Source organism: Pseudomonas syringae pv. tagetis, from assembly GCF_022557255.1.
Lineage (GTDB): Bacteria > Pseudomonadota > Gammaproteobacteria > Pseudomonadales > Pseudomonadaceae > Aquipseudomonas > Aquipseudomonas caricapapayae.
This window is the reverse complement of the sequence record NZ_CP092923.1, coordinates 2,866,429-2,879,236: the sequence shown is the minus strand read 5'-3', so window position 1 is coordinate 2,879,236 and position 12,808 is coordinate 2,866,429. Positions and strand designations below refer to the sequence as shown.

The following is a 12,808-nucleotide window of genomic DNA, read 5'->3' as shown; positions in this document are numbered from 1 at the left end:
AAGGAGTCAACCATGCCGGACACAGCCCGCACCATTCTCGTGGTCGAAGACGACGCCATTGTGCGCATGCTGATTGTCGACGTGCTCGAAGAGCTGGAATACAAGGTACTCGAAGCCGAGGACGCCACCTCTGCCCTGACCTTCGTTACAGACGATTCCCATCACATCGACCTGTTGATGACTGACCAGGGATTGCCCGATATGAAGGGCACCGCACTGGCCAAAAAGGTCATCGAACATCGCCCTCAATTGCCGGTGTTGTTCGCCAGCGGCTACTCGGAAAATATCGACGTGCCGCCAGGCATGCACTCGATCGGCAAGCCATTCTCCATCGATCAGTTGCGTGACAAGGTAAAAAGCATTCTTGGAAGCAGCCTTGACTGACATCGACACTGTTTTGCGTAGTACTGACACGCCCGCCAGTACACGCTTGCTGATCATAGGTTACGTATGGCCCGAGCCTCGCTCTTCGGCCGCCAGCGGGCACATGATGCAACTGATTCAATGCTTTCTTGAGCAAGACTGGCAGATCACCTTTGCCAGCCCGGCTACAGAAGGCGAGCACCGGGCGGATCTGCTCAGCCTGGGTATCAAAGAAGTACGCATCGCCCTGAACGACAGCAGTTTTGACGTGTTTGTCAGCGAAATTCAGCCCGACGTGGTGCTGTTCGATCAATTCATGATTGAAGAGCAGTTTGGCTGGCGCGTCGAGCAGCAGTGCCCCGGCGCCTTGCGCATTCTGGAAACATCGGACTTCCAGAGCCTGCGCCACGCGCGTCAGCAACTGTTGAAGGACTCGCTGAACAGTGATCCGGCAAACGATCTGCAGGGCGTTTTCGACGAATCGGCACCCCGCCTGTTCAAGCAGATTGCGTCCAGTGACCTGGCGCAGCGCGAGGTTGCATCGCTGTATCGCTGCGACCTGAACCTGATGACATCCGACGTTGAAATGGCGCTGCTGACCGGCTCGTTCGGGCTGCCTGCCTCGCTGCTGCACTGGTGTCCGCTGATGATCGATGGCGTCCCGGACAGCTTTCGGCCTTTTGCGGAGCGCTCACACTTCCTCAGCATCGGCAACTTTCGTCATGCGCCCAACTGGGATGCAGTGCTGTGGATGAAAACCGCGATCTGGCCGCTGATCCGCCAGCAACTGCCTGAAGCACAGCTGCACATCTATGGAGCCTATACGCCCCCCAAGGCAACAGCGCTGCATAACGCGGCCCAGGGGTTTCTTGTAAAACACTGGGCCGAAGACGCACTGGAAGTGATGTCAACTGCGCGTATCTGTCTCGCTCCGCTGCGTTTCGGTGCCGGCATCAAAGGCAAGCTGATGGATGCGATGCTCTGCGGCACGCCGTCGGTCACGACCCCGGTCGGCGCAGAAGCCATGAGCGGCGGGCAAGCCTGGCCAGGGATTATTGCCAGTAATCCGAAGGATATCGCAGACGCTGCGGTCAGACTGCATCAAGACCAGAGTCTCTGGCTTGATGCGCAAAACGCCGGCCTGGCGCTGCTGCGCTCGCGCTATCAGCATCGGCAGCACTGTGCGAGCCTCGTCGAGCGTATCCAGACCCTGCGCGACAACCTGGCAGAGCATCGCCTGGCGAATTTCACAGGGGCCATGCTGCGGCATCATCACCACAAGAGCACCAAATACATGGCGCAGTGGATCGAAGCGAAGAATCGCAACAAGGATGAAAAACCGGCCTAAGCCGGTTTTCGCAGCAGATACGTATCCATGATCCACCCCTTGCGCTCGCGGGCCTCGCTGCGCAGCCGCATGATCTGCGCACAGACATCATCAAGCCTGCCCGCCACCAGCATCTCGTCCGGTGTGCCCAGGTACGCGCCCCAGTAGATGTCCAGCCCCTGTCCGATATAGCGTTCAAATGTGCACTGCGCATCCAGCATCACCACGACGTTGCGCGGCTGCTCCAGCGGGGCGGTCGCCAGGCGTCGGCCGGTGGTGATATGGATCGACTCGCCGATGCGATTGAGCGGTATGCGGTGCCGGGCGACCAGGCTCTGGACGCTTGTGATGCCGGGAATCACCTGATACTCGAAGACCGCCCTGCCCCGCGCCAGCACGCGATCAAGGATGCGCATCGTGCTGTCGTAAAGCGCCGGATCTCCCCAGACCAGAAATGCCCCGACCTGATCTGCGCACAGCTCGTCGCTCAATAATCGCTCGAACAATACCGCGCGCTGTTCGTGCCACCCCTCGATACCCCGCTCGTAAATGTCCGGGTCGTTTTCGCGTCGTGGGTCCTGAACCTGCACCAGACGGTAGCCCTGATGACTGATATAGCGCTGGCAAAGCTCTTTGCGCAGGCATAGCAACTCATCGTCGACATAGCCCTTGTCGAGGATGAAAACCACGTCGGTACGGTTTAGCGCAGCAATGGCCTGCAGGGTGATCTGCTCCGGATCTCCGGCACCCATGCCGATCAGCAGGATCTGTTTCATCCGACGAGCACTCCGCGGCGGCACCCAATACCAGGCGCTGATCGTAGTCGATTTTTTCCAGCAACCGGGCATTGAAGGAAAAAATCAGGCACATTATCGTTCTGGCAACAGCTGAATACGACATAGCCATGAGTAAAATAACAAGAATCGCCGACCCTTCCTACGAACTGATGGACGACCATAACGGTCTGTCGATCATCTATCGCGAGCATGGATTCCCTTGCCCGCTGGTACGTTGGCATTTTCACAAGGAATACGAGCTGCACCTGATTGTTGCCAGCTCCGGCAAAGTCTTTGTCGGCGACTACATCGGCAATTTCAACCCTGCCAGCCTGTTTCTGACCGGCCCCAACCTGCCACATAACTGGATAAGCCAGATCGACGAAGGTGAAGTGGTGCCCAAGCGCGACATGCTGGTCAACTTTACCGATGAACTGCTGGAAAGCGGCAATCAGGTGTTTGCCGAGCTCAGGACCCTGACGCCATTGCTGGAGCGCGCCCGCTACGGCATTGAATTTCGTTGCAAGCGCACGATTCGTCAGGCCATGAAACAGATGCAGAAGATCGCCGATTCAAGCGGCATCACCCGCCTCGGCCATTTTTTCATTCTTCTCGAGTTGCTGGCAGCCAGCGAAGATTATCAATTGCTGTCCGGTACTGCGGTTGCCCATACGGCTGACGAGCACAGCATCGATCGCACCAACCGGGCGGTGGATTACATTTTTGCCCACTATGGCCGAGAGCTGCCGCTGGAGGAAGTCGCCGAGTATCTGGGCATGAAGCCGACCTACTTTTCCAGAGTGTTCAAGCAGGCCACGGGACGATGCTTCGTGGAGTTCGTCAATCGGCTGCGCATCAGCAAGTCGTGCGAATTGCTGGCCGACGGCGACAAACCGGTCACTGACGTGTGCTTTGAATCGGGCTTCAACAACATTTCCAACTTCAATCGGCGCTTCCAGAAACTCAAGGGTATGACGCCTTCGCACTATCGCCGCCTCGCCGTTCAGCGTCTGACAGAACAAAACCTGTACTGATTCGCCTTGCTTGCGCGCCCATCGTCTACGCTGGAATTGCGGTGATGCCAGCCCATGGGCGACTCGGCGCTGTGGCCTGCTCATGCGCCAGTGCAAAATAGTATCAGTCACAGTGCTGTGCAGGATTTGTCTTTCAGATCGAACGCCGGTGTAATCAATCCACATCTTCCTCACCTCCGGAAGAGAAAAAAACAATAACCATCCTTCTACAGCTCATTGGGCGTGGAAGAGGAGTGATCAATGAAGAACTCAGCAAAACTTCTGCTCGCCAGTTCCGTCCTCAGCAGCTGTTTCGTGTTCAGTGGCAGCGCCAGCGCCGGGACCGTGACCATCGCCACGGTCAACAACAGCGACATGATTCGCATGCAGCGCCTCTCCAAGACTTTCGAAGAAAAACACCCGGACATCAAACTCAACTGGGTGGTGCTTGAAGAGAATGTCCTGCGTCAGCGCCTGACCACCGACATCGCCACTAAAGGCGGTCAGTTCGATGTGCTTACCATTGGCATGTACGAAGCGTCACTCTGGGGACAGAAAGGCTGGTTGCAGGAAATGAAGGACCTGCCTGCCAGTTACGAGCTGGACGATGTATTCCCCTCGGTGCGCGACGGCCTTTCAGTGGATGGCAAACTGTTCGCCCTGCCTTTTTACGCTGAAGCGTCGATCACTTATTACCGTACCGATCTGTTCAAGGCCGCCGGCCTGACCATGCCCGAGCGCCCTACCTGGACGCAGATCGCCGAGTTCGCTGGCAAACTGACTGACAAGTCCAAGGAACAGTACGGCATCTGCCTGCGTGGCAAGGCGGGCTGGGGCGAGAACATGGCGCTGATTACCACTCTGGCCAACGCCTATGACGGACGCTGGTTCGATGAGCAATGGAAGCCGCAGTTCGATCAGCCAGAGTGGAAGAACGCTCTGAACTTCTACGTCAACACCATGAGGCAGTCCGGCCCGCCGGGCGCATCCAGCAACGGTTTCAACGAGAACCTTGCGCTGTTCAACAGCGGCAAATGCGCCATCTGGGTAGACGCGAGCGTTGCCGGTTCATTCGTGACCGACAAGAAGCAGAGCAAAGTGGCTGACAGCGTCGGCTTCACCTACGCCCCGCATGAAGTAACCGACAAGGGCTCGTCGTGGCTTTATTCGTGGTCGCTGGCGATCCCGACCAGCGCCAAGAACACCAAGGATGCCGCCGAATTCACCCAGTGGGCCACCTCGAAAGAGTACGCCAAACTGGTTGCCGATACCGACGGTGTGTCCAACGTACCGCCTGGCACCCGCGCTTCGACTTACACCGATGAGTACAAGAAGGCAGCACCGTTCGCCAACATCACGCTGGAATCACTGAAAGCAGCTGATCCCAAGTCGCCGACGAAGAAAGAAGTGCCTTATGTCGGCATCCAGCTGGTCACCATACCTGAGTTCCAGGCCATCGGTACCAGTGTCGGTCAGCAATTCTCGGCGGCGCTCATAGGCCAATTGACTGTTGAGCAGGCTTTGAGCAACGCGCAAACCGCCACCGAGCGGGATATGAAACGGGCGGGTTACCTGAAAAAGTAATCGCAATGCGGCAGGGTGAAATGCCCTGCCGCCCATCTGCGCAACAACTCTGGTGCAACCGGTTCGGAGCTCCCAATGAATACCTCAGCCTCCCCTGAACGCACGGACCTGTCCGGCGAACAGCCACCGCTCAAAAACCGTCGATTCAAGCCCGGCTGGTTTCTGGTCAGTCCTTCAGTGGCGCTTCTGCTGGTGTGGATGATCGTGCCGCTGGGCATGACCATTTATTTCTCGCTGATCCGCTACAACCTGCTGTCACCTGGCGAAAACGAGTTCGTCGGGCTGGAAAACTTCCAGTATTTCGTCACCGACAGCGGCTTTCTGCCCGGTGCCGGTAACACTTTGTTGCTGGTCGGCAGCGTGCTGGCGATCAGTGTGATACTCGGCGTGTTGATCTCGGCGCTGCTCGAAGCCAGTGAGTTTTTCGGTCGTGGCATCGTCCGCGTGCTACTGATCTCGCCCTTCTTCATCATGCCCACGGTCAGCGCGCTGATCTGGAAAAACCTGATTTTCCATCCGGTGTCCGGCGTACTCGCGGCGGTATGGAAGTTCTTCGGTGCGCAGCCCATCGACTGGTTCGCCCATTACCCGATGCTGTCGATCATCATCATCGTGTCCTGGCAGTGGCTGCCGTTCGCGATTCTGATTCTGATGACCGCCATGCAGTCGCTGGACCAGGAACAGAAAGAGGCGGCGCGTCTGGACGGAGCCGGCCCCATCGCGATCTTCTGGCACTTGACCCTGCCGCACCTGGCGCGACCGATTGCCGTGGTGGTCATGATCGAGACGATCTTCCTGCTCTCGGTGTTTGCTGAAATCTTTACCACCACCAATGGCGGACCCGGCTTTGCCTCGACCAACCTGGCGTACCTGATCTACATCCAGGCGCTGCTGCAGTTCGACGTTGGCATGGCCTCGGCGGGCGGGCTGATCGCGGTAGTCATTGCCAACATCGCGGCGATCATCCTGATCCGGATGATCGGCAAAAACCTCACCGACAATTCATGAGGACCTTGCCATGATGACCCTCAAACAATCACGCCGCCTGCAAAGCCTGCTGCTCGGGAGCCTGTCCTGGCTGATCGCTGCGCTGGTGTTCTTCCCGATCTTCTGGATGGTACTGACCAGCTTCAAGACCGAAATCGACGCATTTGCGACACCGCCGCAGTTGTTCTTCACCCCAACCCTGGAAAACTACTTGCACATTCAGGAGCGCAGCGATTACTTCCACTTTGCCTGGAACTCGGTGCTGATTTCCTTCAGCGCCACGGCCCTGGCCATGCTGATCGCCATTCCTGCGGCGTATTCCATGGCGTTCTTCGAAACAAAGCGCACCAAAAGCACCCTGCTGTGGATGCTCTCGACCAAGATGCTCCCGCCGGTGGGCGTGCTGATGCCGATCTACCTGCTGGCCAAGACCTTTGGCCTGCTGGATTCGCGACTGGCGCTGATCATTATTTACACGCTGATCAATCTGCCCATCGTGGTCTGGATGATTTACACCTATTTCAAGGACATCCCCGGCGAGATCCTTGAGGCGTCCAGACTGGACGGTGCCAGTACACGTCAGGAGATCTTCCGCGTGCTGATGCCGATCTGCAAGGGCGGGCTGGCTTCCACGGCCTTGCTGTCGCTGATTCTGTGTTGGAACGAAGCGTTCTGGTCGCTGAACCTGACCTCGTCCGCCGCAGCGCCACTGACGGCCTTGATCGCGTCGTATTCCAGCCCCGAAGGGCTGTTCTGGGCCAAGCTGTCGGCGGTCTCGACACTGGCGTGTGCGCCCATCCTGATTTTCGGCTGGATCAGTCAGAAGCAACTGGTTCGCGGCCTGTCGTTCGGCGCTGTCAAATAGCCCCGGCCCAAAGAACAAGAAGGAGTCAAACATGGCTAACCTGAGCATCCGCAACCTGCAAAAAGGCTTTGATGGTCACCAGATCATCAAAGGTATCGATCTGGACGTGAAAGACCGCGAGTTCGTGGTCTTCGTCGGGCCTTCGGGCTGCGGCAAATCCACGCTGCTGCGACTTATCGCGGGCCTGGAAGAAGTTACCTCGGGCACCATCGAACTCGATGGCCGCGACATTACTCAGGTCACTCCGGCCAAGCGGGACCTGGCAATGGTGTTCCAGACCTACGCGCTGTATCCACACATGACGGTGGGCAAGAATCTGTCGTTCGCGCTGGACCTTGCAGGTGGCGACAAGGCCGAAATCAAGAAGAAGGTCGATGAGGCTGCCCGTATTCTGGAGCTCGGACCGTTGCTGGAGCGCAAGCCCAAGCAGCTTTCCGGTGGTCAACGCCAGCGTGTTGCGATTGGCCGGGCCATCGTGCGCAACCCGAAGATTTTCCTGTTCGACGAACCGCTGTCCAACCTCGACGCCGCGCTGCGCGTGCAGACTCGCCTGGAGTTGTCGCGCCTGCACAAAGAACTGCAGGCCACGATGATCTACGTGACCCATGATCAGGTCGAAGCCATGACCCTGGCTGACAAGGTGGTGGTGCTCAATGGCGGCAAGGTCGAGCAGGTCGGCTCGCCACTGGAGCTGTACCACCATCCGGCCAACCTGTTCGTCGCAGGTTTTCTCGGCACACCGAAAATGGGCTTCCTCAAGGGCAGGATCAGCCAGGTGGACAGCGCCCGTTGTGAAGTCGAACTGGATGCCGGTACGCGCATAAGTCTGCCGGTCAACGGCGCAGGACTGAGTGCCGGTGCACCCGTGACGCTGGGCATCCGCCCGGAGCACCTGAATCTTGCCCAGAACAGCGATTGCCAGTTGCAGGTCATCGCCGATGTCAGCGAACGCCTGGGCAGCGACACCTATTGCCACGTGCGCACCCGCTCGGGCGAAGCGTTGACCATGCGGATCCGCGGTGATCTGGCCAGTCAGTATGGCGAGACGCTGAACCTGCATCTCGATAGCGCCCAATGCCACCTGTTCGACGCGCAAGGCCTGGTGATTGCCAAAGCCTTGCAGACTGCCGCCGCCTGAGTTCCGGAGAGCCCGTCATGAAACTGAACAAAAATAATTTGTCACAGCTGGGCGCCGACATTGCCCTGCCCGCCTACACCGTCGATAACACCCGTCAGGGCATTGCCCACATCGGCGTCGGCGGCTTCCATCGGGCGCATCAGGCGTTTTACACCGATGCGCTGATGAACAGCGGCGAAGGCTTTGAATGGAGCATCTGCGGCGTAGGCCTGCGCCCTGAAGACAAAGCCGTCCGCGACGCACTGGCACAGCAGGATTATCTGTACACGCTCTACGAACTGGGCGACACGCCTGACACCGAAACCCGCATCATTGCCTCGATCAGCGGCATGCTGCTGGCCGATGACAGTCCACAGGCGCTGATCGACAAGCTGGCCAGCCCGGACATCCGCATCGTCTCGCTGACCATCACCGAAGGCGGCTATTGCATCGATGACAGCAACGGTCAGTTCATGGCGCATCTGCCACAGATCCAGCACGACCTGGCCAATCCTGACCAGCCCGGGACGGTATTCGGCTTCCTTTGCGCCGCACTGGCTCGCCGTCGCGCCGAAGGTACACCAGCCTTTACCTTGATGTCCTGCGATAACCTGCCCCACAACGGCGCAGTCACCCGCAAGGCGCTGCTGGCTTTTGCAGCCTTGCGCGATGCCGATCTGCATGAGTGGATCCAAGACAACGTGAGCTTCCCCAACGCAATGGTCGACCGCATCACGCCGATGACCAGTGCCGCTCACCGCCTGCAGCTGGCGGACGAAAAGCACATCGACGACGCCTGGCCGGTAGTCTGCGAACCCTTCGTGCAATGGGTACTGGAAGACAAGTTCGTCAACGGACGCCCGGCGTGGGAGAAAGTCGGCGTACAGTTCACCGACGATGTAACACCCTACGAGGAAATGAAGATCAAGCTGCTCAACGGCAGCCACCTTGCCCTGACCTATCTGGGGTTTCTCAAGGGTTACCGTTTTGTGCACGAAACCATGAATGACCCACTGTTCGTGCGTTACATCCGTACTTATATGGACCTGGACGTCACCCCACAGCTGGCGTCCGTGCCGGGTATCGATCTGGAAGTTTACAAGGACACTCTGATCGAGCGCTTTTCCAATCAGGCAATTGCCGATCAGCTGGAACGGGTCTGCTCGGACGGTTCATCCAAATTCCCCAAGTTCACCATTCCGACAATCAATCGTCTGATCGTCGATCAGGGCAATCTCGAACGCGCGTCTCTGGTGGTCGCTGCATGGGCGCTATACCTGAAGGGTGTTGACGAAAATGGCACCACTTACAAGATTCCCGACCCGCGTGCCGATTTCTGCCAGGCGCTGGTGGCTGATAACACGCTGATTACCCAGCGCCTGTTGCAGGTGGAAGAAATATTTGGCGTGGCCATTCCGAAATCCGCCGAATTCGTCGCCGCTTTCGAGCAGAACCTCAATAACCTGCGCGAACTGGGCGTCAGCGCCACGCTGGAAAAAATTCTGGCCAAAAGCCTGTGAGGTGCGTCCATGTTTCTTGGAGTTGACTGCGGCACACAAGGCACCAAGGTGCTGGTGCTGGATACCGGGAACGGCACTGTACTGGGCGAAGGTTCTGCCCCGCACAGTTTGATCAGCGACCATAACGGTCGCCGCGAGCAGGACGTGCAGCAGTGGCTGAGCGCCCTGCAGCAGGCTACCCGTGAAGCGTTGGCACAGTCTGGGGTTTCAGGGCAGCAGATTCTCGGCATCGGCGTTTCCGGCCAGCAACATGGTCTGGTGTTGCTCGACGCTCAAGGTGAGGTGCTGCGCCCGGCCAAACTGTGGTGCGACACCGAATCGGCCCCGGAAAACCAGCGTCTGCTGGATTATCTGGGCGGCGCACAGGGATCGCTGCAGCGCCTTGGACTGGTCATCGCGCCAGGCTATACCGTATCCAAACTGCTGTGGACCAAGGAACAGTACCCGCAGTTGTTCGAGCGTATCGACAAGGTGCTGCTGCCCCACGATTACCTCAATTATTGGCTGACCGGTCGCTGCTGTACCGAGTTCGGCGACGCCTCGGGCACCGGCTATTTCGATGTGCGCACGCGCCAGTGGGACCTGCCGTTGCTGGCGCACATCGAGCCTGGAGGCCAGTTGGCCAAGGCACTGCCAGAAGTGCTGCCAGCTCGCGAAGCGGTAGGTGTATTACGCCCTGAAATCGCCCGACTGCTGGATCTGAACCCTGAGGCGCTGGTGTCCAGTGGTGGCGGCGATAACATGATGGGGGCGATCGGCACGGGCAATATCCAGCCGGGGCTGATCACCATGAGCCTCGGTTCGTCAGGCACTGTCTACGCCTATGCCGATGAGGCGAGGGTCAGCGAGCATGAGTCGGTCGCTACCTTCTGCTCATCTTCTGGCGGCTGGCTGCCACTGATCTGCACCATGAACCTGACCAATGCGACCACGGCGATTCGTGAGCTGCTTGCACTCGACGTCGCCGGATTCAACGAAACCGTTGCCCAGGCACCGATCGGTGCCGAAGGCGTGTTGATGTTGCCTTTTCTGAACGGCGAACGTGTGCCCGCACTGCCCGATGCCACCGGCAGCCTTGTCGGACTGGACAGTATCAATCTGACCCAGGCCAACCTGTCCCGCGCCGTGGTCGAGGGCACCACCTTCGGCCTTCGCTACGGACTTGACTTGCTGCGCGACAGCGGCATCAAAAGCGAGAACATTCGCCTGATTGGCGGAGGCTCCAAAAGCGCGGTGTGGCGACAGATCGTGGCCGACATCATGGACACTCCGGTGATCTGCACGGATCACGCTGAAGCCGCCGCGCTGGGTGCTGCCATTCAGGCCGCATGGTGCTGGTCGCATGCCAATGGCAAGGTTCAGGATTTGCAAGCGTTGTGCGAGCGCTGTGTAAGTCTCGATCAGCGCAGCGAGACGCATCCGGTCGCGCAGAATGTGATCGCTTATGAGCAGGTCTATCAGCGTTATCAGGCACAATTACGCAAAATCTGACCCCTGTTTTTCATGGAGCACTTATGTTTCTGGTTTGCGGTGAAGCACTGTTCGATATATTTACCCGCGCCGACAATGGCGGGTCCCTGAACAGACTGGGGTTTGATGCCATTGCCGGCGGCTCGCCGTTCAACGTGGCCATCGGTTTGCGCCGTCAGGGGGTTGAGGCAGCATTTTTTGCCGGGCTGTCCACCGATTACCTGGGGCGACGTCTGCGCGCAGTGCTCGAGCAGGAAACCGTCAATACCGGGCACCTGATCGAATTCGATGCACCCACGACCCTGGCCATGGTTGCGGTAGGCAGCGACGGCTCGCCGACTTACAGTTTTCGCGGCGATGGCTGCGCGGACCGGCAGTTGCGCCTGGAACATCTCCCGGAGCTGGATGAGCAGGTACGCGGCATTCACGTTGGCTCGTTTTCACTGGTGGTCCAGCCGATAGCCGACACACTGCTGGCACTGGTCGCCCGTGAAAGCGCCACGCGCCTGATCTCGCTGGACCCCAACGTGCGCCTCAACCCGGCACCGGACATTCAGCGCTGGCGCACGCAGATTGCCTCGTTCGCCGAGCATGCGCACCTGATCAAGGTCAGTGATGAAGACCTGCACCTGTTGTATCCGGACAGCAACCCGCAAACCATCGCCGAGGGCTGGCTGGGCAAGCGAACCCAGTTGGTAATCGTCACCCGAGGCACTCAAGGTGCCAGCGTCTTTACCCGCCAGCACGGCACGTGGTCGGTGCCCGCCAAAACCGTAGTGACCGCTGATACTGTGGGGGCCGGAGACACGTTTCAGGCTGCGCTGCTGACCTTCCTGAGTGAGCGTCGGCTGGACACACCACAAGGTTTGTCGATGCTTTCGAAAGAAATGCTGAACGACATGCTGAATTTTGCCGTCGGCGCAGCCGCGTTGACCTGCACGAAGGTCGGGCCGGATTTGCCGTATCGGCATCAGCTGGGTGACAAGGCTTAAACGCTACCGCCATACATCCGCATTCTCAGCGGTATACGGACGATAGTCTCGGTGAGCAAGCTCAAGCCCACCCTGGCAGCGCACTGCAGTGGCAAGCGGGCCTGAGCCCTCTTGCCACTGGCTGTACGCTCCGATCGTGGGAACGGGCTTGCCCCGAAAGGGTCGTTAAAGCCGCTGGACAAGCCACTGAGTAGAGTGACTGATCAAGCCACCATCCCGGCCTTGATGCCTCTGATGCGGGTGTTGATGTCATCCGCAACATTGTTCTGCTTGTCCTTGAGCGCGTCCTGGACTTTCTGGTCGATGGCCAGTTGGTCCTGAGGTGCCATGGCGTCGTAGTCTTTCTGGGTGACGCCCGTCAGTTTCTCGCGCACTTTCTCTTCGGCTGTCTGCTTCAGAGAATCCATGAATTTCTGTTCTACCGAATCCGTCGATGAGGTGTCAGCGGTGCTGGTGGCGCTTGCCACTGAACCGATGAAACCGTTGTCCCGATCAGCCGTTTTTTCCGACAGTGACGTATCACCGGCAGATTTGAGGTTGATCATCATCCGCGCAAAGGATTCGTTGTAACCACCACTGTCCTGCTTGCTGTCCTGCGATGTCGAACTGCTGACCTGCCTGGTAACCGGTGCCGAACCTGATGTCAGGCCAGCGGCAGCGACCGAGCTGAAAGCGTCCTGAGACACCTCGTCTACGGTCTTGCGCCCAACGACAGCCCGAGAAACAAGCTGCTCAAGCGCACTTGTGCCAATAATCATCTTTCACCTCCTGATGAACGTGTTGCGCAGGTTCAA

The 12,808-nt window shown here is 58.5% G+C and carries 12 protein-coding genes; 10 read left to right on the top strand and 2 right to left on the bottom strand.

Annotated features, from left to right (window positions below):
- Nucleotides 1-12 precede the first annotated feature (12 nt).
- The gene (locus MME58_RS12920; protein WP_054986015.1) at nucleotides 13-384 is read left to right on the top strand and encodes a response regulator; all 372 of its coding nucleotides are present in this window, start codon (nucleotides 13-15) and stop codon (nucleotides 382-384) included.
- Nucleotides 377-1,711 (top strand): glycosyltransferase, encoded by a 1,335-nt coding sequence (locus tag MME58_RS12915; RefSeq protein WP_054986034.1) that lies wholly within the window; start codon nucleotides 377-379, stop codon nucleotides 1,709-1,711. The genes MME58_RS12920 and MME58_RS12915 overlap by 8 nt, the downstream gene beginning before the upstream one ends.
- Here MME58_RS12915 and cobF read toward each other — a convergent pair.
- On the bottom strand, nucleotides 1,708-2,466 hold the full coding sequence (gene cobF / locus MME58_RS12910; RefSeq protein ID WP_055006336.1) for a precorrin-6A synthase (deacetylating): 759 nt from the start codon (nucleotides 2,464-2,466) through the stop codon (nucleotides 1,708-1,710). The two genes, MME58_RS12915 and cobF, sit on opposite strands and share 4 nt — an antisense overlap.
- A gap of 128 nt (nucleotides 2,467-2,594) precedes the next feature.
- On the opposite strand from cobF, the gene MME58_RS12905 reads away from it, so the two are divergent.
- The 8 genes from MME58_RS12905 to MME58_RS12870 all read left to right on the top strand — a co-directional run bounded on the left by MME58_RS12905 (nucleotide 2,595) and on the right by MME58_RS12870 (nucleotide 12,014).
- The gene (locus MME58_RS12905) at nucleotides 2,595-3,500 is read left to right on the top strand and encodes an AraC family transcriptional regulator (protein ID WP_054986033.1); all 906 of its coding nucleotides are present in this window, start codon (nucleotides 2,595-2,597) and stop codon (nucleotides 3,498-3,500) included.
- Nucleotides 3,501-3,740: 240 nt separating this feature from the next.
- The gene (locus MME58_RS12900; protein ID WP_055006337.1) at nucleotides 3,741-5,063 is read left to right on the top strand and encodes an ABC transporter substrate-binding protein; all 1,323 of its coding nucleotides are present in this window, start codon (nucleotides 3,741-3,743) and stop codon (nucleotides 5,061-5,063) included.
- Nucleotides 5,064-5,138: 75 nt separating this feature from the next.
- Nucleotides 5,139-6,071 carry a carbohydrate ABC transporter permease gene (locus tag MME58_RS12895; RefSeq protein WP_054986012.1) on the top strand — a complete coding sequence of 311 codons (933 nt, stop codon included), beginning with the start codon at nucleotides 5,139-5,141 and terminating at the stop codon, nucleotides 6,069-6,071.
- A 10-nt stretch (nucleotides 6,072-6,081) separates the two neighbouring features.
- Nucleotides 6,082-6,915: a carbohydrate ABC transporter permease gene (locus tag MME58_RS12890; RefSeq protein WP_002553633.1), complete on the top strand. Its 834-nt coding sequence runs from the start codon at nucleotides 6,082-6,084 to the stop codon at nucleotides 6,913-6,915.
- Between the two features lie 31 nt (nucleotides 6,916-6,946).
- Nucleotides 6,947-8,053 (top strand): ABC transporter ATP-binding protein, encoded by a 1,107-nt coding sequence (locus MME58_RS12885; protein WP_054986011.1) that lies wholly within the window; start codon nucleotides 6,947-6,949, stop codon nucleotides 8,051-8,053.
- 17 nt (nucleotides 8,054-8,070) lie between these two features.
- Nucleotides 8,071-9,552: a mannitol dehydrogenase family protein gene (locus MME58_RS12880; protein ID WP_055006338.1), complete on the top strand. Its 1,482-nt coding sequence runs from the start codon at nucleotides 8,071-8,073 to the stop codon at nucleotides 9,550-9,552.
- Between the two features lie 9 nt (nucleotides 9,553-9,561).
- Entirely contained in the window at nucleotides 9,562-11,043 is a 1,482-nt protein-coding gene (xylB, locus tag MME58_RS12875; protein ID WP_122239266.1) for a xylulokinase, read from the top strand.
- A 23-nt stretch (nucleotides 11,044-11,066) separates the two neighbouring features.
- On the top strand, nucleotides 11,067-12,014 hold the full coding sequence (locus tag MME58_RS12870; RefSeq protein WP_054986008.1) for a carbohydrate kinase family protein: 948 nt from the start codon (nucleotides 11,067-11,069) through the stop codon (nucleotides 12,012-12,014).
- A 203-nt stretch (nucleotides 12,015-12,217) separates the two neighbouring features.
- On the opposite strand, the gene MME58_RS12865 is transcribed toward MME58_RS12870, so the two are convergent.
- Nucleotides 12,218-12,772, bottom strand: a complete 555-nt coding sequence (locus MME58_RS12865) for a hypothetical protein (protein ID WP_055006835.1) — start codon at nucleotides 12,770-12,772, stop codon at nucleotides 12,218-12,220.
- Nucleotides 12,773-12,808: the final 36 nt, after the last annotated feature.

Coding starts and splice junctions, on each gene's coding strand:
- MME58_RS12895 (WP_054986012.1), top strand. CDS start 5,139: ATGAATACCTCAGCCTCCCCTGAACGCACGGACCTGTCCGGCGAACAG.
- MME58_RS12890 (WP_002553633.1), top strand. CDS start 6,082: ATGATGACCCTCAAACAATCACGCCGCCTGCAAAGCCTGCTGCTCGGG.
- MME58_RS12865 (WP_055006835.1), bottom strand. CDS start 12,772: ATGATTATTGGCACAAGTGCGCTTGAGCAGCTTGTTTCTCGGGCTGTC.
- MME58_RS12900 (WP_055006337.1), top strand. CDS start 3,741: ATGAAGAACTCAGCAAAACTTCTGCTCGCCAGTTCCGTCCTCAGCAGC.
- cobF (WP_055006336.1), bottom strand. CDS start 2,466: ATGAAACAGATCCTGCTGATCGGCATGGGTGCCGGAGATCCGGAGCAG.
- xylB (WP_122239266.1), top strand. CDS start 9,562: ATGTTTCTTGGAGTTGACTGCGGCACACAAGGCACCAAGGTGCTGGTG.
- MME58_RS12905 (WP_054986033.1), top strand. CDS start 2,595: ATGAGTAAAATAACAAGAATCGCCGACCCTTCCTACGAACTGATGGAC.
- MME58_RS12880 (WP_055006338.1), top strand. CDS start 8,071: ATGAAACTGAACAAAAATAATTTGTCACAGCTGGGCGCCGACATTGCC.
- MME58_RS12870 (WP_054986008.1), top strand. CDS start 11,067: ATGTTTCTGGTTTGCGGTGAAGCACTGTTCGATATATTTACCCGCGCC.
- MME58_RS12885 (WP_054986011.1), top strand. CDS start 6,947: ATGGCTAACCTGAGCATCCGCAACCTGCAAAAAGGCTTTGATGGTCAC.
- MME58_RS12920 (WP_054986015.1), top strand. CDS start 13: ATGCCGGACACAGCCCGCACCATTCTCGTGGTCGAAGACGACGCCATT.